Below are 20674 nucleotides of genomic sequence, written 5' to 3' on the forward strand. Positions count from 1 at the left end.
TCAGTCATCCGCCTTGGCGAGCGTTTCGTTGCTATTGCGAATACCGGCCTGGTCGAGGGTCAGATCAGCGTCGGTGACTTCCACCGGGGTGACTTGCACCGTGTAGCGCCATTTGGTTTCCGGCAGATCGCGGTAGGCGGCGAGGATGCCGACGTAGCGACTGCCCTCCTCCACGCTGAGTTTCATCTCTACGGTTTCACCTGGACGCAGTTCAATTTCTTCGCTGGCCACCAGGTCCGGGGCCAGGGATTCCTTGGCGCGCTCGTACAGGCTGAAGAAATCAGCGTTCTCGAACGTTACCGGATGCTTGAGCTCGAACAGACGCACAACGATCGGCGACGGACGCCCGTTGAGGTCCGGGTTCAGCTGATCGCTGGCAGTCAGCTTCAGGTTGAGTTTGGTGACGTTGGAATACGGCGACAGCGACGAGCAGCCGGCCAGCAGCACCAGGGCCGCGAGCGCCGTCAGCGTCTTGAAAAAAGCGGTCGAGCAGCGAGACATGCGCATCATCCTTGGTGGTCGGTGTGAAGGGTGGAAATCAGGCGGATCTGTTCTTCGTAAGCCTGAGCGAAATCGCGGGCCAGCAAGCGCTCGCTCCAGTCATCGTCCTGACGCAGGGCCTGGTGATAACGACCGTAAGCTCTCCAGCGACTGCCGGACGTGGCGAGCAACGGCTTGTTGTCGCGCTCGAATCGCAGGGTCAATTGCTGTGGCGAGAAGTGCTCCAGCGTGCCGCGAACGGCAGCGCGACTGGCGGTCAGCAACGCCACTTGGTGTGCCTGCAAATCGCGGAACGCACGGGAAATTGCTTGCTCGGCCGGCAACTGGCCCGGCTTGTTCGGCTGCAACAAAATGCCCAGCGCTTCGCCGGCATCGACGGCAAATTTCAGCGGGTTTTTGTGAGTGCCTTGCACGGTGGTCTGGGCCAGACGCAGTTCGTTTTTCAGTTCGCTGCGGGTGCGCAGGCTCTGCTGCAAACCGCCGACGCTTTGCTTGAGCAGGCGTGCAGCGTTCAGCGCCAGGGCTTCGCGGGCATCGTGGTCGAGGCCTTTGAGGTCCACGCCCAGTGCCGCACCGAAGTGCTCCCAGAAACCTTCACTCTGACGCTCGACCGCTTTGGGCGGTGGCGCCGGGGCTGGCTCTGCCGGGGCGTTGATCAGCTCCGGCACCATCAGGCTTTCCATGTCGATGCGCGCATAGTCGGCGCGCTGACGGGTGTCCTCGATGGTCGTGCTCGGGGAGATCAGTTCGTCGATTTCCGAGTACACACGCTCTTGCTGATCGAGGGCATTGAGCGGGTCGAGATCGAGAAACGCATCGTCCGGAATAATGCTGCCTGCCGCTTGCGGACGGCCGACTTCAACGTCGAAGGTCGCCGGGTCACGCACCAGCCGCGCACGGATCTCGAAGTCACCCAGCACGTAGACACTGCCGTGCTCGATGCGCATCGCTTCGCCCTTGCGCAGGCGTGCGCCGCTTTCGCTGTCCTGGATACCGTTGCTGCTGGTATCGGTCAGGAAAAACGTGCCTTCGCGATAGCTGATCACAGCGTGATGGTTGGACAGGTGACGCTTGCGGTCCGGGATGATCCAGTCGCAATCCTCGCCCCGACCGATCACGCCTCCGGCCTGTTTGAAGGTCTTCTGGCACAAATCCGTGGGCACGAACTGCTTGGTGTTCAGCATTTCGAAAACCAGTTCCATGGTGATACTCCTTGCGGTCACTTGCCGCGATTGACCGCCTGCGGATCACCCAATGGGCGATAGGTGTTGTCGTTGTATTTGTAATTGCCGCTACAGCCGCCGAGGCCGCATAGAACGACGAGGGTCAGCAGGACGGCTTGCCAGTGACGAACAGACATCAGAGGGTCTCCAGGGGTAGACAAAGTACAAAGCGCCGACCCGTTTGGGTGGCGCTATCGAAAGCGAATGCGGTAGATTTCAAAGCTCTAGTCAGGGACTTTGAGCCGAACTCCTGTGGCGAGGGGACTTGTCCCCGCTGGGTCGCGAAGCGGCCCCAAAACCGGCTACCCCATTTTTTCAGGCAGACCGCGTTTACTGGACTGCGACTGCTGCGCAGCCGAACGGGGATAAATCCCCTCGCCACAGGGAATGCGCTGGCCACAGGGGGCATTCCAACCTGAGAGGTCGGGTTGTAGAAATCCAGATCAACCATCGAAATCACCCAAATTGATATTCAGGCGTCCGAGGCGGTACAGCAGCGTGCGGCGTGGCAGCCCGAGTTCGCGGGCCGCGAGGGTTTGGTTGCCGTCGTTTTTGCGCAGGCAATCGAGCAACAGACTGCGTTCGACCTGTTCCAGGCGTTCGCGCAGGTTCAGGCCGCTGCTGTCTTCCGGCATGGCTTCCATGCGCAGAGAGAAATGCTCGGCCAGTAACTCACCGCCCTCGCACAGCAGCACCGCGCGCTCGACCAGGCCTTTGAGTTCACGCACGTTGCCGGGGAAGGTGTAACCGGACAGGTGATCCAGCGCCGCATCGGACCAGCGCACCGCATCGCGCTGCAAGAACGAGCACGCCTTGTCGGCGAAGTGCCGGGCCAGGTCGAGGATGTCGCCTTCGCGTTGACGCAAGGCCGGTAACTCGATCGGGAATTGCGCGAGGCGGTAGTACAAGTCCTCGCGAAACTTGCCTTCGCTGACCAGTACCGACAAATCCCGGTGAGTCGCGGCAATGATGCGCACGTCGATCTTGTGGGTGTCGTTGGAGCCCAGCGGGCGGATCTCGCCTTCCTGCAGAACCCGCAACAGCTTGGCTTGCAGGGACAACGGCATGTCGCCGATTTCATCCAGCAGCAAGGTGCCGCCGTTGGCTGCGTCGAACAGCCCGGCGCGATCACGGTCGGCGCCGGTGAACGCACCTTTGCGGTAGCCGAACAGTTCGCTTTCCAACAGGTTCTCGGGGAACGCCGCGCAGTTCTGCACGATGAACGCCTGGGAACGGCGCGGCCCGCAGTCGTGAATGGCGCGCGCGACCACTTCCTTGCCGGTGCCGGTTTCGCCACGCAGCAGCACGGTGTACGGGCTGTGCAGGACTTTGCTGATCAGCGAATAGGTCTGGCGCATGGCCGAACTCTTGCCGATCAAACCGTAACCGCTGGCGCTCGGGACGCTGACCTTCATTGGTCGTACATCACCGGTAGGCTGACGCAGACGTTGCAGCAAATGCAGTTGACCGAGGACGAAGGAGCCCAACTGCCCGAGGGAGTCGGCAAAGCCTTGCAGGTCGATGTGCCGGCGACTGGCACACAGCAGCAAGCCTTCGACAGCTTTCTGCTGATTGACCAGCGGCACGCACAACAGCGACTGCCAAGGCGTGGCTTGAGGCGGCAGGAAACCGGTTTCGTGCAGGCTGCCGCTCAGCTCGCTGAGGCACACCACGCGGCTCTGGCACAGGGCGAATTGCAGCAGTTGTTCACCGTTGTAATCCGCCGGCAGGCTCGCCGCTTCCCGAGGTTGCAGGATGCCGTTGAGGCATTCGGCGTTCATCCCCAGGCACGTGTGAGTCGCGTCCAACAGGTACAGCTGAGTCAACTCGCAACCGCTGAGTTCGGCCAACCCGCGCACGAAGTCACCCAGCAGCGCAGAACCGTCCGCCGCCCGCGACAGGCTGGCGAATTGCGCCAGCAAGGCTTCGGCATAGACCAGCGGTTGCGGCACTTGAGTGAACATCACACCCACCTCAGGCGAACTCGCAGGTCACGCTGGCGTTGCCGTCGAGCGTCGCGTGGACACGCTTGAGGCTTTCACCGGTGGCCATCGCATCGAGCAAGCGGTCGGCCACCAGCGGCAGCACGTGCAGGTCCAGCAAATGGTCGATCAGGCGCGCGCCGCTGTCGCTTTGGGTGCAGCGTTCGGCCAGGTGATCGACGAGGTCTTGCGAGTAGGTGAAATCCAGCTGACGACGGTTCAGGCGTTCGCCCAGACGACCGAGTTTGATTTCGATCAGCTCGCGAAGCACCGGGCCGCCCACCGGGTAGTAAGGCACTACGCGCATGCGCGCCAGCAGCGCTGGTTTGAAGTGTTTGCTGAGCACAGGGCGGATGGTTTCTTCGAGCACTTCGGCCGATGGCCGTGCGCCGTTTTCGCAGAGCTCGCTGATGCGGTCGCTGCCCAGGTTCGACGTCATCAGGATCAACGTGTTGCGGAAGTCGATCTCGCGCCCTTCGCCGTCGTTGGCCACGCCTTTGTCGAAGATTTGGTAGAACAGGTTGAGCACGTCCGGGTCGGCTTTCTCGACTTCATCGAGCAGCACCACCGAGTACGGCTTCTGCCGCACGGCTTCGGTGAGCATGCCACCCTCGCCATAACCGACGTAGCCCGGCGGTGCACCGATCAGGCGCGAGACGGTGTGTTTCTCCTGGAACTCGGACATGTTGATGGTGGTGATAAAACGATCACCGCCGTACAGCAAATCCGCCAGGGCCAGCGCGGTTTCGGTTTTGCCGACGCCGCTCGGGCCGACCAGCAGGAACACACCGACTGGCGCATCAGGTTTGTTCAGGCCGGCAGCGGTGGCGCGCATCGAGCGGTCCAGTGCGTGAACGGCTTGTTCCTGACCACGGATGCGAGTACGCAAGTCGGCGGCGAAGCTCGCGATCTTGGCGTTGTGCTCACGGGCCAGTTGCGCCAGCGGCACGCCGGTCCAGGCGCTGATCACTTCCGCCACCAGACGCGGGCAGACTTCGAAGCTCACCAGACGTTCTTTGACCTGAAGCTCGGTCAGCGCCTTGTGAGTTTCGTTGAGCGCGGCTTCCAGGGTTTCAACGCTTTGCGCTTCGTCCACTGGCAGCGTTTCGATCACGGTGCCTTCGGCGTCTTCTTCAACCGTGACGGTGGGCTCGACGGCGGCAGCTTCGCGCGCCTTGGCCAGTTGCTGGCGCAGGTCCAGCAGGCGCTCAGCCAGTTCTTTCTGCTCGGTCCAAAGGGTTTCCAGCGCGACCCTTTCGTCTTCGGCGTCGGCCAGTCGATCTTCCAAAGCGTCCAGCGCTTCGTGATCGATCAGCAGACCGGCCTCGGCATCACGGCGCAGGGCCTGACGCTGACGGCCACCTTCAGCCAGCTCGCCCCGCAGGCGTTCGAGGCTTTCCGGGGCGGCGGCGAGGCTGATGCGCACACGGGCGCACGCGGTGTCGAGGACGTCGACGGCTTTGTCCGGCAGCTGACGGCCCGCGAGGTAGCGAGCAGACAACTCGGCCGCCGCAACCACCGCGTCATCGCGCAGGTAGATGCCGTGGCTCTTCTCGTAAACCTGAGCCAAGCCACGAAGGATGGTCACCGCTTCGCTGACGGTCGGTTCGTGCAGTTGCACCGGTTGGAAACGACGGGCCAGGGCCGGGTCTTTTTCGAAGTACTTCTTGTACTCCGCCCACGTGGTGGCGGCGATGGTGCGCAGCTCGCCACGGGCCAGCGCTGGCTTGAGCAGGTTGGCCGCGTCGGAACCGCCGGCGTTGCCGCCCGCGCCGATCAGGGTGTGGGCTTCGTCGATGAACAGGATGATCGGTTTCGGCGAGGCTTTGACTTCGTCGATCACGCCTTTGAGGCGACGCTCGAATTCACCTTTGACGCTGGCGCCGGCCTGCAACAGGCCCATGTCCAGCGACAGCAACTCGACGCCTTTCAAGACTTGCGGCACTTCACCGGCCGCGATGCGCGAGGCCAGCCCTTCGACAATGGCAGTTTTACCGACACCGGCCTCACCGACCACGATCGGGTTGTTTTTGCGGCGACGGGCCAGGATGTCGACCATCTGACGGATCGCGCCATCGCGGCACAACACCGGGTCGAGTTTGCCGTCGCGAGCCTGTTGGGTCAGGTTGTGGGTGAAGCGCTGCAGCAGCGATTCGCCGGGCACGGCCGGTTTGCCCGTGGCCGGTTGTTCTTTCTGCGACAGGGCGAATTCTTTCAGGCGCTCGATGTTCAGTTTGGCCAACAACGACTGGTAGCGGCTGCCGGCATAGCGCATCGGGTTGCGCAACAGCGCGAGGATCAACGCGGCTTGCTCGACCTGGCTTTGGCCCAATTCAAGGTTGGCCACCAGCAACGCGTCTTGCAGCCACTGCACCAGTTCCGGAGCGAACACCGGGTTGCGCGAAGCGCTGTGCTCGACCCGCGATTGCAACGCGGCGCTCAGCTCACCGGCATCCACTTCGGCGTCTTGCAGCGCGCGTGCGAGCAGGCCTTGCGGGCGCTCCAGCAAGCCCAGCAGCAAGTCTTCGACGAGGATCTTACTGCCGCCACGGGCGACGCAGCGTTCGGCCGAACTTTCCAGGTCACGACGGGTTTCGGCGTCCAGCGCCTGGATAAGTTGTTGCAGGTCTACGTTGATCATTGGTCATCTGTCCTTAATGAATTTTGCTGCCCAGGGTCACCACGCCGTCCGCTTTTTCGCGGCCGAGCCAACTGGTCCATCCCAGGCGACAAGCGTTCTGCTCACCGATGCGCAGTTCGCGGATTTCTTCCTGGCGCAGGACCAGGCGAATGTCGTAATCGAGCGGGTCACGCAGGGTGAACCGCACCAGCGCGCAGAGCGGCTGGTAGCCGAAACCGATGGGCAGGAATTCGTGGAAGCGTTGCCAGTCGAGTTCGCGGATGTGAATGCGGAATTTGCCGCTGCGGTCGCGCACGTGTTCGCCCAGCACCAGGTCTTCGCCGAGCAGGCTGTTGGCGCGGCCCAAGCGATTGCGCTGCTCGTCGAGGATTTCGACTCGACGCTCGATGCACTGCTCGATGGTCAGTTCGGCATGCTTGAAGTAGTAACGCAGCACCGCTTCGATCAGCGCCGCCGAGTGCGCCCGCAAGCTGAGCAGGCCTAGGTACGGCAGCAGGCGTTTCCAGTTCAGCTCCTGGGCCCTGCGGATTTCTTCGCCACCGAGGCCGATCAACGCAAACAGCTGCGAAGAAAACGGGTCGAGGGCGCCGCTCTGGAAGCTTGCGCGGTAGCGGTATTTTTTCCAGATCGGCAGCATCAGCCGTTGCAGGCGATGGTGAAACAGGTCGAGGAAGTTGCGGGTCGGGTTGCCGTCTTCGCTATCGCCCAGGGCCTGCTCGCCGTAGAAAGCCGGCAGTGGCGAACCGGAACCGACCAGGCCGATCAGGTTGAAGCGCAGGCGCGCACGCATCTGCCCGTGCTCGTGGAAAAACTCCACGCGATCGACGTCGCTGCCTGGGAAACCCAGGCTCGGGTTGGCCTGGAATTCCAGCTGGTCGTACAAATCATCCTGGCTCAGGTGCGGGTGGGCCTCGCGCAGCCGGTCAACCACCAGCAGCACAGCCTGAAACAGCGAGTACTCGCGTATTCCTCGGGTCAGTCCGCTTAAAGCAGCGGCTGAAGGCCCATACGTGGTGTCCATTGGTACACCTCTCCCTGTGTGCTTTTTACCCGCAGCTCGTGGTACGAATTGAGACTGGCGTAGAGCGCGAAAAACTCGTTAAGAACCGAAGCGAAAACGAACAGGTCGCCCTCGCCGATATACCCTTCCGGGTCGATGGTCAGCTCAGTGCGCAACCCGCGTACCGGCAACCCTCGGTGCAAGCGGTCGACGTGTTGGTGTTTGATCGACTTGAGCCCGCCCAGCAGACGCTTGCTGACTTTTTCAGCGTGTTGGTCGTAGTAGCGCGGCAGGTCGTAGGTTTCGAGAATCACCTTCAACGCATTGACGTCGGCCAGCGACAGATAGTTAAGCGACATGTTGCTGATCAGCTTCCAGAGGAAGTCGCGGTTCAGCGGCGGCGCATAACTGGGCGTGGCCGGGGTGATGTTGCGGAAACTCAGGAACTCTGGCGTCTCTTCGCAGGCTTGGCTGATGTCGCCGAGCTTGAGTTTTTTGGGCAGGTTCTGGTTGGTGCACATCAGCTCGATCGACAGGGTTTCGTGGGCTTCGGTGTGGCGGATGCCGAAGCTCAGGTAGGTGTCGAGGCCGTTGTGCAACGAAGACGAACGCTGGCGGATGCTGTAATGCGGACGGCTGTTGGGCACGTCGAAACTCGGGTCATGCTCGAAGGATTCGAACGGCACGTATTCCTGGTAACCGAGGCCGCCAGGCTTCCAGCCGGTGACGGTTTCCACCGAGAACACGCCGCAGTTTTGCAGATCGAATTCGGCGGGCAGCAGCAGGTATTCGTCTTGCTTGCCGTCGAGACGGATCGGCAGTGCGTCGTGCTTGAACAGGTTGACGATGGGCGTGCAGTAGAGCTTCACGTTGTCCAGCGTCGGACGCATGCGCAGGATGCCGCTCTTGCGAATATCGAAGCGCAATTCCAGGCCGCGCACCTGCTTGAGCGTGTCTTCCGGCAGGGCCTTGAGCAGGTCCAGACCGTTGATGTCGACGAACAGGAATTTGTCCTGAAAGGCGAAATATTCCTGCAGGTAGCGGTAGCCACGGAAGGTGTTCAGCGGATACGGGATCAACGCCTCTTCTTCGGCAAACCCGACCGGCTGCACGCGGTCACCCGGCATCTTGAACGCCATCGGCGTGCCGTTGACGCCATTTATGGGTTTGCCGGCGCCGTCCAGCGGGATCAGCTCGATGCCTTCCAGGTTGCGCAGCAGGCTCAGATAGAGCATCTGGCTGATGTAGCGCTCACCGGCAAAGTGCAAACGCAGACGACTCAGCTCCAGCTCACCGAGGTGACCGTCAGCGCTCATCTCCAGACGCAGGCTCAACAGCGAACCGTCGCCCTTCACCGAGTAATTCAGCGCGGCCAGATCCAGTGGCAAGACTTCCGTCGGGTAGCAGGTGCGAAAGCGGCAACGCACGTCATCGATCGGCACGCTCTCCACCGGCGTATCGCGCTCGACCATCAACGCAGGACCCGAACGCTTCAACGGATCGAACTGCAAAATGCTGAACGCCGGCAGCGGCCGCATGTAGTTGGGCCACAACAGGTGCATCAGCGAGTGGCTGAGCTCCGGCAGTTCGTCGTCGAGCTTCTGGCGCAGGCGACCGGTCAAGAAAGCGAAGCCCTCGAGCAACCGCTCCACGTCCGGATCCCGACCAGCCTGGCCCAGGAAAGGCGCCAACGCCGGGCTACGCTCGGCGAATCGACGACCTAACTGGCGAAGTGCGGTGAGTTCGCTTTGGTAGTAGTGGTTAAAGGACACGGGGGGTTACCTGTTTGTCGTTTTTGCAAAATTTTTCAGAGCCGGAACATCCAACAACTGCGTGCGTCATGGGCAAAAAGAACGGTCATCGACAGTCCATGAACGCACGGCTTTTTCTTCGACCTTCTCAACCCGCGCCAAAGCCGTGCGCAGCGCTTGCCCATCAATGGTTTTGACGGCGCTGGCGCTTTTAATCGACAGGCTGTACTGGTCGCTTATCTGGCCCGACACGTCCTTGCCCGCCGACGTGTAGTTGGCGATGGAACGGCGCTCGTCCGGGTTCAGCCTGAAGCTGCGGGGCTGATCGTCGTAGTTGGAGTCATGGGCCAGGGACAGCTCCAGCGGGACTCCGCAGGTGTTGAGCAGGTACACATCGTTGCGGTAGACCTGCTGCGCAGCGCAGGCCGTCAATGACACGAAGAAGGCAAAAAGACCGGTCCACTTAAACATCGAATTCATCCTTGAAGGCTTCATGGGCAGAACGATGCATCGTTGATCGTCCAGGAGCTGATATCGCCTTGTCTCACCGGTGTTTTGCCTTCAAGGGCCGCTCTTAATGCCTGCGCATGAATGACCTTCGAGCCACTAGCGGTGTTGATCAGCAGTTCGTAATCATCGGCAATGCGCACCACCGAGTCTTTGTCATACGAGATATAGCTGCCGATGATTTGTCGGGCGCCGACCGGCGCGACATAGTCGCCAACAACCGGCCCCCAATTCGAAAAGTGCGAAACCTTCAGCGTCAGCGCACTGGCACAGCTGTTCTGCAGATAAATTTCGTCACGGTAGAGCTGCTGCGAGGTGCAAGCCGTCAGCGGGAACAGCAGCACGGCGCAACCGATGTACTTAATCATCGAAGTCATCCTTGGCAGCTTCATGGGCACACCGACGTATCGTTGATCGTCCACTCACGCTGAGTGCCGTCGCTGATCTTCTCCACGCCGCTCAGGCGCTGTTTCAGCTGGGCGCCATCAATCACTTTGCTTCCAACGGTATCGGTGATTTTCAGCGAATAGTTGGCCGGGATTTGCTCGATCACGTCTTCGCCATAAGAGGCAAAGTTCGCTACCAGCGCCCGGGAGCCCGCTGCCGACTTCACATTGCGCAACTGCGTATGCAAGTTGGAGCCGTTGGATATCTTCATTTCCAAAGCTTGGCCGCAGCGGTTTTCGACATAAACATGGTTGTTGTAAACCTGTTGTGTCGCGCAGCTGGTCAGGGAAACGAAAAGCAGGCTGAAGGCGGCGAACTTAATCATCGAATTCGACCCTGGCCAGCCACAGAAGGCTTTTCACATCTTGTTCGGCAGCGGCAACGCGGCTGAAGAAGTCAATGGAGCGATAACCGCTGTAGTAGTTCATGACATCGATTTCACCGGACGTCGGCTCAGGATGATCGGGCTTGATGCTTTGCCCCAGCGTCGAAGAATCCTTGTGGGTCCAGGAATACATCGGGATCACGCCACCGCCATACTCGTTCAGGATGAAATGCCCAAACTCATGGGCGGCGGTGTATTTGAAGTCGTCGTTAGCGGTGCTCGTGGCAGAGGCGATACCGCTCAGTCCGCTGTTTACAGCGGCCGCGTAGTACATGCCCATGTTGTGATGAATCTTGCGAAACAGCGCCAGACTGGTAGAGCGACCACCTTCTTTCGACAAATTGTCGACGAGAGGAAAGTTGCCGGCCGAAGGCTGGGCATTAACGTCAGCCTTCACCTTGACCTTGTAAACGCCCTTGCTAGTTGTGATACCGCTTGAAATGCCCTGCCCTCGACTGCCATCGCGCGACCAGTAACGCTCGATACCTTCTTTGGCAAAGCCTTCCAAGGTTGCATATGGCGTATGCGGTGCTCCCGTTACGGAACCTGTCGAACCGCCATCGGAAAACTTGGGCCGCAACACAACTTCAACCGTCTTCGCATTCCGATCAACCCGAACATCAACCCACTTCACTTCTTGCGCCGAGCACTCAAGCGTCAAATCGGTGACCTGTTGTTCGCCGCCCTGAGTCGCGGTCAGACGCACTTTAAGGTTCGGGTTTTTCAGCACACGGGTATCGAGAATGCCGGCGGTGTCGTAGCCGTCCCACTGCCATGAGTGCTCACCAGTCGGCAGGAACACTGCGGTATTGGGTTCGGCGTAGATCAGTTTTTCACCGTCCAGCACTTCCAGCTTCACGGTGTCGGCAGCGGCCTTGCGGTTGTCGATGACGAAATCGATCAGCTCACGGTTTTTCGATGCGCCGGTTTTCAGTTCAGCGAAATCCGGAACCTCCAGCGGCGTCAGAACCGAATTGCCGCCAGACTTCAGCTTCAGCCGGTAATCGAGTTTCTTTTCATCGGCACGGGCCTCTGGAATCAATGCCGCGACCACAGCCCCAAGGGCGCTCGCGACAATCCCGGAGAACGGCGCCGGCGAATGCGAATTCCCGATAATCACCGTCCCGGAACCCGCCGTAACCTTGTTGCCATGACTCCCCACCGAACCCACGGTGGCCGCCGGTTTTCCGTTAATCAAAACCGTCGTCGCAAGATCACCAACCATCGCACCACCACACGCCGAGGCATCGCCTTGGCGGGCGGCCGCGAGGCCGTCGAAGAAGACGTCGCCGGAACCGGCGGCGATCGGGTTGGTGCCGTGGCCGGGGAGCGGGCAAGCGGTGGGGTCGGTGACGCGGGCTGCGGGTTTACCGGACATCGGAGTCTCCTTAGTTGACCTTGACCTGACCGCTGCCATCCAGGCGCGCGGCGAAACTGACCTGACGCTTGAAACCATCAACTTCCAGCAAGCCTTCAATGCTGAAGGACAGGCGAAGCTGATCGTGGTCACGCGGCAGGGAGATGACACGCACATTGCTCAGGCGTGGCTCGTAGGCTTCGATGAAATTTTCGATGGCCAGACGGGCCTGACTCAGGGAGTCGTGCAGGCTCAGACGCATGTCATTGAGATCGGGTAGCCCGTAATCGGACAGCGTTTGCACGCTGCCCGCACGGGTGCTGAGCATCTTGGCCAGATGGGCAGCCACGGACGCCATGGCGGAGACCTCGCGGCTCCAGCCGACGCGTTTGTCCGCGTCGCCACCCAGGCGTTCGAAAAGGCTGCCGTATCCAGTCATGAGTTAGGCTCCGCTTACTCTTTGTCCAGCTTGCCAACCAGCGACAGGGTGAAATCGGCACCCATGTACTTGAAGTGCGGGCGCACGTTCAGGCTGACGCGGTACCAGCCAGGCTCGCCTTCGACATCGCTGACGATGATCTGGGCAGCGCGCAGTGGACGACGGCCACGCACTTCGGCGCTTGGGTTTTCCTGGTCGGCCACGTACTGGCGGATCCACTTGTTCAGTTCCAGCTCGAGGTCGGTACGTTCTTTCCACGAACCGAGTTGCTCGCGCTGCAGCACTTTCAAGTAGTGAGCCAGACGGTTGACGATCATCATGTACGGCAGTTGGGTGCCGAGCTTGTAGTTCAGCTCTGCTGCCTTGCCTTCTGCGCTGATGCCGAAGAACTTCGGCTTCTGCACCGAGCTGGCGGAGAAGAACGCCGCGTTGTCGGAGCCTTTGCGCATGGTCAGGGAGATGAAGCCTTCCTCGGCCAGTTCGTATTCACGACGGTCGCTAACCAGAACCTCGGTAGGAATCTTGGTTTCGATTTCGCCCATGCTTTCGAAATGGTGCAACGGCAGGTCTTCAACCGCGCCACCGCTCTGCGGGCCGATGATGTTCGGGCACCAGCGGAATTTGGCGAAGCTGTCGGTCAGCTTGGTGCCGAACGCGTAGGCGGTGTTGCCCCACAGGTAGTGCTCGTGGCTGTTGGCGACGGTTTCTTTGTACACGAACGATTTGACCGGGTTTTCTTCCGGGTCGTACGGGTTACGCAGCAGGAAACGCGGCACGGTCAGGCCAACGTAACGGGAGTCTTCCGACTGGCGGAAGCTCTGCCATTTGGCGAATTGCGGGCCTTCGAAGTGATCTTTCAGATCCTTCAGGTCCGGCAGACCGGTGAAGCTTTCCAGGCCGAAGAATTTCGGGCCGGCCGCCGCGATGAACGGCGCGTGCGACATGCAGGCAACGCTGGACACGTACTGCATCAGTTTCACGTCCGGCGAGCTTGGGGACATGAAGTAGTTGGCGATGATCGCGCCCACAGGCTGACCACCGAACTGGCCGTATTCAGCGGTGTAGATGTGCTTGTACAGGCCAGCCTGCATCACTTCCGGCGAATCTTCGAAATCGTCCAGCAGGTCTTCTTTGGAGACGTTGAGGATTTCGATCTTGATGTTTTCGCGGAAATTGGTGCGGTCGACCAGCAACTGCAGACCACGCCACGACGATTCCAGGGACTGGAAGTCAGGGTGGTGCAGGATTTCGTCCATCTGGCGGCTGAGCTTGGCATCGATCTCGGCGATCATGCGGTCAACCATGGCTTTCTTGACCGGCTCACCGCTGTTTTGCGGCTTGAGCAGCTCTTCGATGAAGGCCGACACACCGCGCTTGGCGATGTCGTAGGCTTCGTCGTCCGGCGTCAGGCGGGTTTCGGCGATGATGCTGTCGAGAATGCTGTATTCGCCGTTCTCGTTGCTCTTTTGCTGTGCTGCGCTAGTGCTCATTGTGTTGGCTTCCTTGGCTGATGGAGACTCAGGCGTCCTGGGCTGCGGCGTTCAGGCCCAGCTCACCCAGTACGCGACCGCGGGATTCGTCGTCGGCGAGAACGCCTTCGATGGCTTTGCGGAACGCAGGCGCGTTACCCAGCGGGCCTTTGAGGGCCACCAGCGCGTCGCGCAGTTCCATCAGTTTTTTCAACTCAGGCACTTGCTCGACCAGGCTGGCCGGGTTGAAGTCCTTCATCGAGTTGACGCGCAGTTGTACGCCCAACTCTTCAGTGCTGCCCTCTTCCTGAAGGCGGTTCGGCACGTTCAACGTCAGGGTCAGCTCTTGCTTGGCCAGCACTTCGTCGAAGGTCATCTTGTCGATGCTGATCGGCTTGCGATCTTCGACTTTGCGTTCGTCCTTGCGGTGGGTGTAGTCACCGATTGCCAGTAGTTTCAACGGCAGTTCAATCTCTTCCTGTGCACCACCGGTGGCAGGTTTGAAAGTGACGTTGATGCGTTCCTTGGGGGCTACCGAGCCTTCTTTGGCCATGGCTTTTCTCCTTGCGGTTGTGGCCCTGGGGCCTATTCGAGTACCACTTCGAGATCGAGGTGGCACAGCCTGCGATAAATCTCTTCCTTGCGTTCACGTACGGCATGGTTCTGCGGTAACAACTCGCAGCAGCTATGCAGTAAATGCAGCACTTCCAGCGCAAGATCGGGCTCCCAGGCGTGCAGGCCTGAGTCCTGTAATGTTTGGTCGAGGGTTTCGAGTTGGGTCCTGGCCAGTTCGTATTTCTTGGCCATGAAACACAGCCGCGCGAGGGCGAACTGCCAGAAGAACCGGACGCGTCCGCCGTGGGCGCTTTGCAGGCCCTGCTTGAGAATCTGCACGGCAGCCTTGAGGCCGTCCTTGCGCAGGATCGGCAGAACTTCTTCCAAGGCCAGCTCCCAGGCCGGCTGGGTGTCGGCGACTTCGACCTTGCGCGGCGCACTGGCGCTTTGCAGGTGCGGCATGACGTGGGCGCTGACCCAGGCGCGGGTGGCCGGATCGGCAAACGGGGCGCCGTCATGGAAACGCAATTCGATGATGCCGGGCAGGCGCTGAATCAAAAGCGCGAAGTGGATTTCCACTTCGCGCATAGCCATCTCGGCGTTGAGCCCCTGGAGGCACTCCCAGACCATTCGCTGGCCATCGAACCAGAACGGCGCCTTCGCCAGGCTCGCCTCCAGTTCCACCAGCAGATCGGCGTATTTGGCCTGGTCGTAACGGTCCTGGTAGGACTTGAGCTTGTCGGCTGGCAAGCCGCGCAGAACAGTGATTTGCTCGGCGTTGCGCTCGGGCACCGCGTCGATGGGCAGCCACAACAGTGTGCGATTGAGGCGCAAGGCGCGCAGGTCGGTGGCTTTCTGCTTGAGCCACCAGGCACACAGCGGACGGGCGTTTTCTTGCTGGGCGCGCAGGGCCTTGTGGGCTTCTTTCTCGTTGTCGATCGGCGCGCCGGGAGTGAACAGCTGCGTGGCGGCTTGTTTGACCTGGGCCACCGCCGCGCCGACCACACCGGGTTCCGGCTGGTTGTCAGCGGCACGCTGGACCATGTTTTTTAAACGGCGTGAGATCGGCAGCAACAACGGCGCATCGTCGCCCAGGTGTTCGGTGCAGGCAGCATCGAGGCCTTCCAGATGTTCCACCAGACGGCGGAACAGCGGCAGCTGCTCTTTGATCGCGACGTTTTCGTTGAGCACCTGCTCAAGACGCGGTACCAACCAACTGATGGCAGCGGAGCGGGTGCGGGCCTTGTTCGGGTGGACTTCGGCCCAGTGGCTTTCGCACAGGTAGTGCAGCAAACCGAGGCCAGCGAGCAGTCCTTGAAAGGATTCGCGCTGGTACAGAGCCCAGGTCAGCCAGGCGCCGACCCGCAAGTCCTTGGACTGGGTGCGCAGGAGGTTTTCGCTGTTTTCGCGGATTTTCAGCCAGTCGATCTGACCGCTTTCGTGCATGGATGAAGCTTTCGCCAGCTCGCTTTCCAATGCCTCATATTCGCTCGAAAAGCGAACATCCTCGCCCGCGAAATTCTCTTTGGAAACAGAGGCTTTTGCGAGTTCAAGATAATGAGCCGAAAGTTTGCTTGAGTAGGACATCCATGGCCTTTATTTAGGATTACGGTCATACGCCTAATGGAGTTTCCGGGGCGCGGGACAGTATCAAAGAGCTGCGATGAGTCTCATCCAATTGAGTTCGTGCTCTTTCAAGTGCGCGCATCGTAATCACAATGATGGCCACTAGCAAGCATCCGATTAAACAACAAGACGAAGTGTTGTTTATTGCCTGTAGGAGATGTCCCTATATGTGCAAGGGGATTCCCCGATGCCGCATTAATAATCACCACTTCACCTGATAGCCCTGAAACCATTGACGCAGAGCGGTCCGTCAAATCCGACAGGGATAGTGAGCCTCACTCCCCGTGACAGGTGCGCAGCATGCCAATAATTAGCAAGGATGAATGTAGGAAACCTCCGAATTGTTTCCGAAATTTTAAAAAAAACGGGATCGGACAATTGATACGTTAAAAAGTGCCATCAATTTGATGGCACTTTCAATTTGAATAAATGCTCAAGTTCGGTAACACACCGTGTTGTTGCCTGAACTTCGCTGACACTGACGCAATATTCTGACATACGGAAACATCTCACCGAGTTTCCGGCCCAGTCTTACATCCAGCTTTTTCTTGCCTTGTTAGCGTGCAGAGCATCATCGCGTGCTCAGGCCAAGGTATGGCTGCGCGCCGCGATCTTCACTTCCCTCCGCTCAAGGACGAGCGACTACGAAGCAAAAGGATAAGCGCATGTTCGCACCGGCTAATGCCGCTCAATTCACCCTTGTGATCCCGACGGTTCGCAACGACTTCAAAGTACTGGCCTTCAAAGGCACTGAAACCATCAGCGCCTTGTACTCAATTCACGTAGAACTGGTCAGCGAGTACCCCGATTTCGATCTGGAGAGCCTGCTCAACCAACCTGCATTTCTGCAATTCGGCATTAAAGGCGAAGGCATTCATGGCCATATCGCAGGGGTGTCCGTGGGCGATGTCGGTAAGCGCCTGACCCGCTATCGCGTGAACCTGGTGCCGGCGCTGCACTACTTGCAGTTCAGCCACGACCAGCGGATTTTTCAAGGCCAGACGGTGCCACAAATCATCGCTCAGGTACTCAAGGAGCATGGCATCCAGGCCGATGCTTTTATCTTCCACGTCAGAACGAGTCCCGAGCGCGAATACTGCACCCAATACAGGGAAAGTGATTTTCTGTTCGTCCAGCGGCTCTGCGCCGAGGACGGCATTACGTGGCATCACCAGCATTCGCGGGAAGGCCATGTGCTGGTGTTCACCGATGACCAGACCTTCTTCCCCAAACTGGGCGAAACCCCTTATCAGCAAGACTCCGGCATGGTGGCTGAGCATCCGGTCGTCAGCCAGTTATCCATGTGTTTCAGCACCCGCCCCAGCATGGTCACCCGCCGCGACTACGACCTGAAACACCCCAGCTTGTTGCGGGAAAGTCGCTTTTCCGCCGAGTTCAGCCCCGAGCTGGAAGACTATCGCTACCCACTGTTCTTCGAGAACGAAAAGCGCGGTAATCAGCTCGCCCGGCAGGCACTGGAACGGCACCGCGCCGATTACCAATTGGCGGAGGGCGAAAGCGATCAACCATCTCTGCGCAGCGGCCACTTTTTCAGCCTGACGGATCACCCACGCGAAACCTACAACGACCTATGGCTGTTACTCGGCGTCACCCACTCCGGAAAACAGCCTCAGGTGCTTGAAGAGTCGGTCACCAGCGCTACCGAACCTGAGGACGGTTTCACCCAGGGCTACCGCAACAGCTTCAGCGCGATTCCATGGGATGTGTCTTATCGACCACCGATGCCTGCACAACGACTGACACTGGTCTGCCAGACCGCCCGAGTCACCGGGCCTGTTGGTGAAGAGATCTACTGCGATGAATATGGTCGCGTCAAAGTCGAATTTCATTGGGACCGCGCTGAGCGCAACAGCGAAAAAAGCAGTTGCTGGCTGCGGGTTTCATCCAGCTGGGCGGGGGACAATTTCGGCGCGGTGACCATTCCGCGTATCGGCATGGAAGTCCTCGTCACCTGCCTCGAAGGCAATCCCGATAATCCGGTGATAACCGGTTGCCTGATCAACAAGGTCACGCCGGCGCCTTACCCCTTGCCCGAGAACAAAACCAGAACCGTGCTGCGCAGCCACAGTTCTCCGCATAACGGTGGCTACAACGAACTGTCGATCGAGGATCGCGCCGGGCAGGAGTTGATCTACCTGCGTGCCCAGCGGGATATGGAGCAGAAGGTCGAGAACGACAGCCGATTGGACGTGGGTAACGAGCGTCGGGAAACCATCAAGGGCAACAGCATCGCGGTGCTCGGCGCTGAAGAACATCGCACGGTTACGGCTGATCGCAAGGTTCAGCTCAAGGCCAGCGACTATCTACAGATTGCCGGGAGCAGCCATACGCGAATTGGTGAAGCGCTGGTGGTTGAGGCTGGCGAGCATGTGCATATCAAAGCTGGCGCCAGTCTGGTGCTGGACGCGGGCGCCAGCATTACGTTGAAGGCGGGTGGTCACCATATCGTGATCGATGGTGATGGGGTGTTCAGCAGCAGCGAGATTGAGGACGACGGTTCACCGGTGGAAGGTCTGGCTGCGCATGCGTTGTTGCCAGGGACAGTGGCGGGGTTGTTGGCGTCCGTTGCGCCTGCGCCATTGGAAGACGAAGTGTCGGATGAGCTGGAGGAAGAGGAGGAAGAAGTCGAAGAAGAAGGAATTACTTTGCGGATTGGCATGTTCTTCGATGGCACGGGAAACAACAAAGCCAACAGCGAAACAGTAGCGGCGTGCTATGCCCCGGACGTCAACCTGGCAGAGGTTGCCGAGGAAATACAAAAGCATTGTGCAGCTTACGGGTACGACGGCAACGGGAGCTCGCCGGACAATAGTTATGGGAATGATGTGAGCAACATTGTGCGGCTTTACAAACTCTATGAAGACCGAGTGGACGAAACGCTGTTGCCAGAAGCAACGAAGACATCGATCGCCATTTATGTTGAGGGCATCGGGACCACGAGCGGTGGTGAAGACTCACGTTACTCCCAAGCAACGGGGACTGGCGAAACAGGTGTGGCGGCCCGAGTCGAACAGAGTCCAGCGCTTATCATGGAACAGATACGCCGACTGGAGGAAAAGAACCCAGGGATGAAAATTGATCGGATTGAATTCGATATTTTCGGCTTCAGCCGAGGTGCGGCAGCCGCGCGACATTTTGCAAATGAAGTGCTCAAGGGCGAGCAAAACATTCTTGCGGAGTCACTGCCGGCCGGTTCTCCGGTCTTGTCCAGTAACTTCAACTGGCGTCTCAAAACTGATGTCACCATCAAGTTCATTGGCCTGTTCGATACTGTCGCATCCATCGCCAACCCGTGGGTACTCGACTTCACTGGTGCCAACAGCAGAAACCCCTTCGCTAATCTTAAACTCCCGGATGACTGCGCCAATAAGGTTGTGCACCTAGTCGCTCGCGACGAAGTCCGTGAAAATTTCGCCCTTAATAGCCTCGGTGATACAGACCTGGTTTTGCCCGGCGTGCACTCGGACCTCGGCGGCGGTTATTTGCCAATTGCCAAGGAAAAACTCCTGTTGGGTAAGCCCTCTACAAGCACCGTGAGCGAGAGCATGGATGCAACCCGAAGTGCCGCTTACCTTTCCGCCGAAAAAGAGGTATTCGCCTGGTATGAAAAAGGCGTAATCGACTTCGACGGTCCGGGCAACAAAATCAAAGTGGAGCATTGGGAAAGGCCGCTGCCCTTACCAAGAAGGAAAGATACGACCAATACCGATCCACAGAAGAAGGTTTTTGCAGCTGCATTCATTGAACGCCCGGTGCGCGGCGAACTGTCGCTGGTCTATTTACGAATCATGCGCGAGCTTGCAATCCGACACGATGTACCGTTCGACATCATTGACGCCAACGACCCGAAACTAGCCCTGCCTGCAGATCTGGTGCTCATCCACAAAAAGCTGCAAGCCTATGCTCTTGGCGACACAAAAACCGAAGGATTGACGGTTGAAGAAAGAGCACTGTTACGCAGTCGCTATATCCACATCTCAGCTCACTGGAACGCAGCCAAAGATTTCAACAGCAGCGACACAAACATTGTTTTTATCAACAGGCCAGCCAAACACAGCAAACGAGTGGTTCATCCCAATGAATAATTCAGTCTGCCTTTTCACCAAAAGCGCGGGCTTATTGTTTGGTTTGCTCTTTACTGGCAGCTCGCAGAGCTTCGCTCAATCGGATAAGGGCTTACCGTGGTTTTTGGGGTTTTCAGCACCTGCTTACATGGAAGTCTGGATTGAAACCGCAGACGTGGTGGATATAAAGGAGCGAGTATTCCGAGGTGCGGGAGGTGGTATCGCCTCTGTGCCAAAACCTCCGAATAATCGGGGTATTGCCAGAGGATGGGTCAGCAGTAACGGTGGCGGGAAAGGGCGCCATGTCACAGGTGCTGATCTACCACGGTTGATCTACGTACGTTGGCAATCGCTGGTGGAGCCACAAACTTACGAGGCTTACATCGTCATCCCCGAATCAGCTCGGGAGATCATGCGCAAACCCGAAAAAGCCTTTTGCAGGGCTGATGGCAAGTGGATTACCGACTACCGCGATGACATTGGCATTGGTCTAGCGCCGGGCGGTATTGCCAAGGTCTGGTTGGGCGGACCTTGCTTGAAGGCAGTCGAGATTGCACGAGTCGAAGGAACCATTAACCCAAGAGGTCCCTATGAAGGAAAATCCGGTGGCAAGCATCGACCCTTGTCTGAGACATCTGAGGCTTACATAAAGAAGTTCGGAATTCCCTATGGAAGCTGGTAAGGAATGCCAACATTTACGATGGTT

16 protein-coding genes and 1 pseudogene are annotated in these 20674 nt (G+C 59.0%); 2 read left to right on the top strand and 15 right to left on the bottom strand.

Annotated features, from left to right (window positions below; genetic code table 11):
- The 15 genes and pseudogenes from tssJ to tssA form a co-directional block, all read right to left on the bottom strand.
- Positions 1-501, bottom strand: coding sequence for a type VI secretion system lipoprotein TssJ (tssJ, locus tag ACYZTW_RS00290; RefSeq protein ID WP_462003288.1), 501 nt, complete (start codon positions 499-501; stop codon positions 1-3).
- Positions 502-506: 5 nt separating this feature from the next.
- Positions 507-1703: a type VI secretion system-associated FHA domain protein TagH gene (gene tagH, locus ACYZTW_RS00295; protein ID WP_462003289.1), complete on the bottom strand. Its 1197-nt coding sequence runs from the start codon at positions 1701-1703 to the stop codon at positions 507-509.
- A 17-nt stretch (positions 1704-1720) separates the two neighbouring features.
- Positions 1721-1861 (bottom strand): hypothetical protein, encoded by a 141-nt coding sequence (locus tag ACYZTW_RS00300; protein WP_008150087.1) that lies wholly within the window; start codon positions 1859-1861, stop codon positions 1721-1723.
- A gap of 306 nt (positions 1862-2167) precedes the next feature.
- The gene (locus tag ACYZTW_RS00305) at positions 2168-3688 is read right to left on the bottom strand and encodes a sigma-54 interaction domain-containing protein (RefSeq protein WP_462003290.1); all 1521 of its coding nucleotides are present in this window, start codon (positions 3686-3688) and stop codon (positions 2168-2170) included.
- 10 nt (positions 3689-3698) lie between these two features.
- The gene (gene tssH / locus ACYZTW_RS00310) at positions 3699-6347 is read right to left on the bottom strand and encodes a type VI secretion system ATPase TssH (RefSeq protein WP_462003291.1); all 2649 of its coding nucleotides are present in this window, start codon (positions 6345-6347) and stop codon (positions 3699-3701) included.
- Positions 6348-6360: 13 nt separating this feature from the next.
- A complete protein-coding gene (gene tssG / locus ACYZTW_RS00315; RefSeq protein ID WP_462003292.1) occupies positions 6361-7368 on the bottom strand; it encodes a type VI secretion system baseplate subunit TssG in 1008 nt (335 codons plus the stop codon).
- Positions 7332-9119 carry a type VI secretion system baseplate subunit TssF gene (gene tssF / locus ACYZTW_RS00320; RefSeq protein WP_462003293.1) on the bottom strand — a complete coding sequence of 596 codons (1788 nt, stop codon included), beginning with the start codon at positions 9117-9119 and terminating at the stop codon, positions 7332-7334. The genes tssG and tssF overlap by 37 nt, the downstream gene beginning before the upstream one ends.
- A 66-nt stretch (positions 9120-9185) precedes the next feature.
- Positions 9186-9569 (bottom strand): hypothetical protein, encoded by a 384-nt coding sequence (locus tag ACYZTW_RS00325; RefSeq protein ID WP_197281763.1) that lies wholly within the window; start codon positions 9567-9569, stop codon positions 9186-9188.
- A gap of 20 nt (positions 9570-9589) precedes the next feature.
- Complete coding sequence (locus ACYZTW_RS00330) at positions 9590-9973, bottom strand: hypothetical protein (RefSeq protein ID WP_462003294.1); 384 nt, start codon at positions 9971-9973, stop codon at positions 9590-9592.
- Between the two features lie 20 nt (positions 9974-9993).
- The gene (locus tag ACYZTW_RS00335; protein WP_462003295.1) at positions 9994-10377 is read right to left on the bottom strand and encodes a hypothetical protein; all 384 of its coding nucleotides are present in this window, start codon (positions 10375-10377) and stop codon (positions 9994-9996) included.
- A 1144-nt stretch (positions 10378-11521) separates the two neighbouring features.
- Positions 11522-11815 (bottom strand): annotated as a pseudogene (locus ACYZTW_RS00340) (PAAR domain-containing protein); the annotation flags it as partial.
- A gap of 10 nt (positions 11816-11825) precedes the next feature.
- Positions 11826-12233, bottom strand: a complete 408-nt coding sequence (tssE, locus tag ACYZTW_RS00345) for a type VI secretion system baseplate subunit TssE (protein WP_008150080.1) — start codon at positions 12231-12233, stop codon at positions 11826-11828.
- A gap of 14 nt (positions 12234-12247) precedes the next feature.
- A complete protein-coding gene (gene tssC, locus ACYZTW_RS00350; RefSeq protein ID WP_462003296.1) occupies positions 12248-13723 on the bottom strand; it encodes a type VI secretion system contractile sheath large subunit in 1476 nt (491 codons plus the stop codon).
- A gap of 28 nt (positions 13724-13751) precedes the next feature.
- A complete protein-coding gene (gene tssB / locus ACYZTW_RS00355; RefSeq protein ID WP_008150078.1) occupies positions 13752-14255 on the bottom strand; it encodes a type VI secretion system contractile sheath small subunit in 504 nt (167 codons plus the stop codon).
- A gap of 32 nt (positions 14256-14287) precedes the next feature.
- Positions 14288-15844: a type VI secretion system protein TssA gene (gene tssA / locus ACYZTW_RS00360; RefSeq protein ID WP_462003297.1), complete on the bottom strand. Its 1557-nt coding sequence runs from the start codon at positions 15842-15844 to the stop codon at positions 14288-14290.
- 704 nt (positions 15845-16548) lie between these two features.
- On the opposite strand from tssA, the gene tssI reads away from it, so the two are divergent.
- Positions 16549-19989, top strand: coding sequence for a type VI secretion system tip protein TssI/VgrG (tssI, locus tag ACYZTW_RS00365; RefSeq protein ID WP_462003298.1), 3441 nt, complete (start codon positions 16549-16551; stop codon positions 19987-19989).
- The gene (locus tag ACYZTW_RS00370) at positions 19982-20650 is read left to right on the top strand and encodes a DUF2931 family protein (RefSeq protein WP_462003299.1); all 669 of its coding nucleotides are present in this window, start codon (positions 19982-19984) and stop codon (positions 20648-20650) included. The genes tssI and ACYZTW_RS00370 overlap by 8 nt, the downstream gene beginning before the upstream one ends.
- Positions 20651-20674 lie beyond the last annotated feature (24 nt).

The sequence above is a fragment of the Pseudomonas sp. LB3P25 genome (assembly GCF_054897985.1).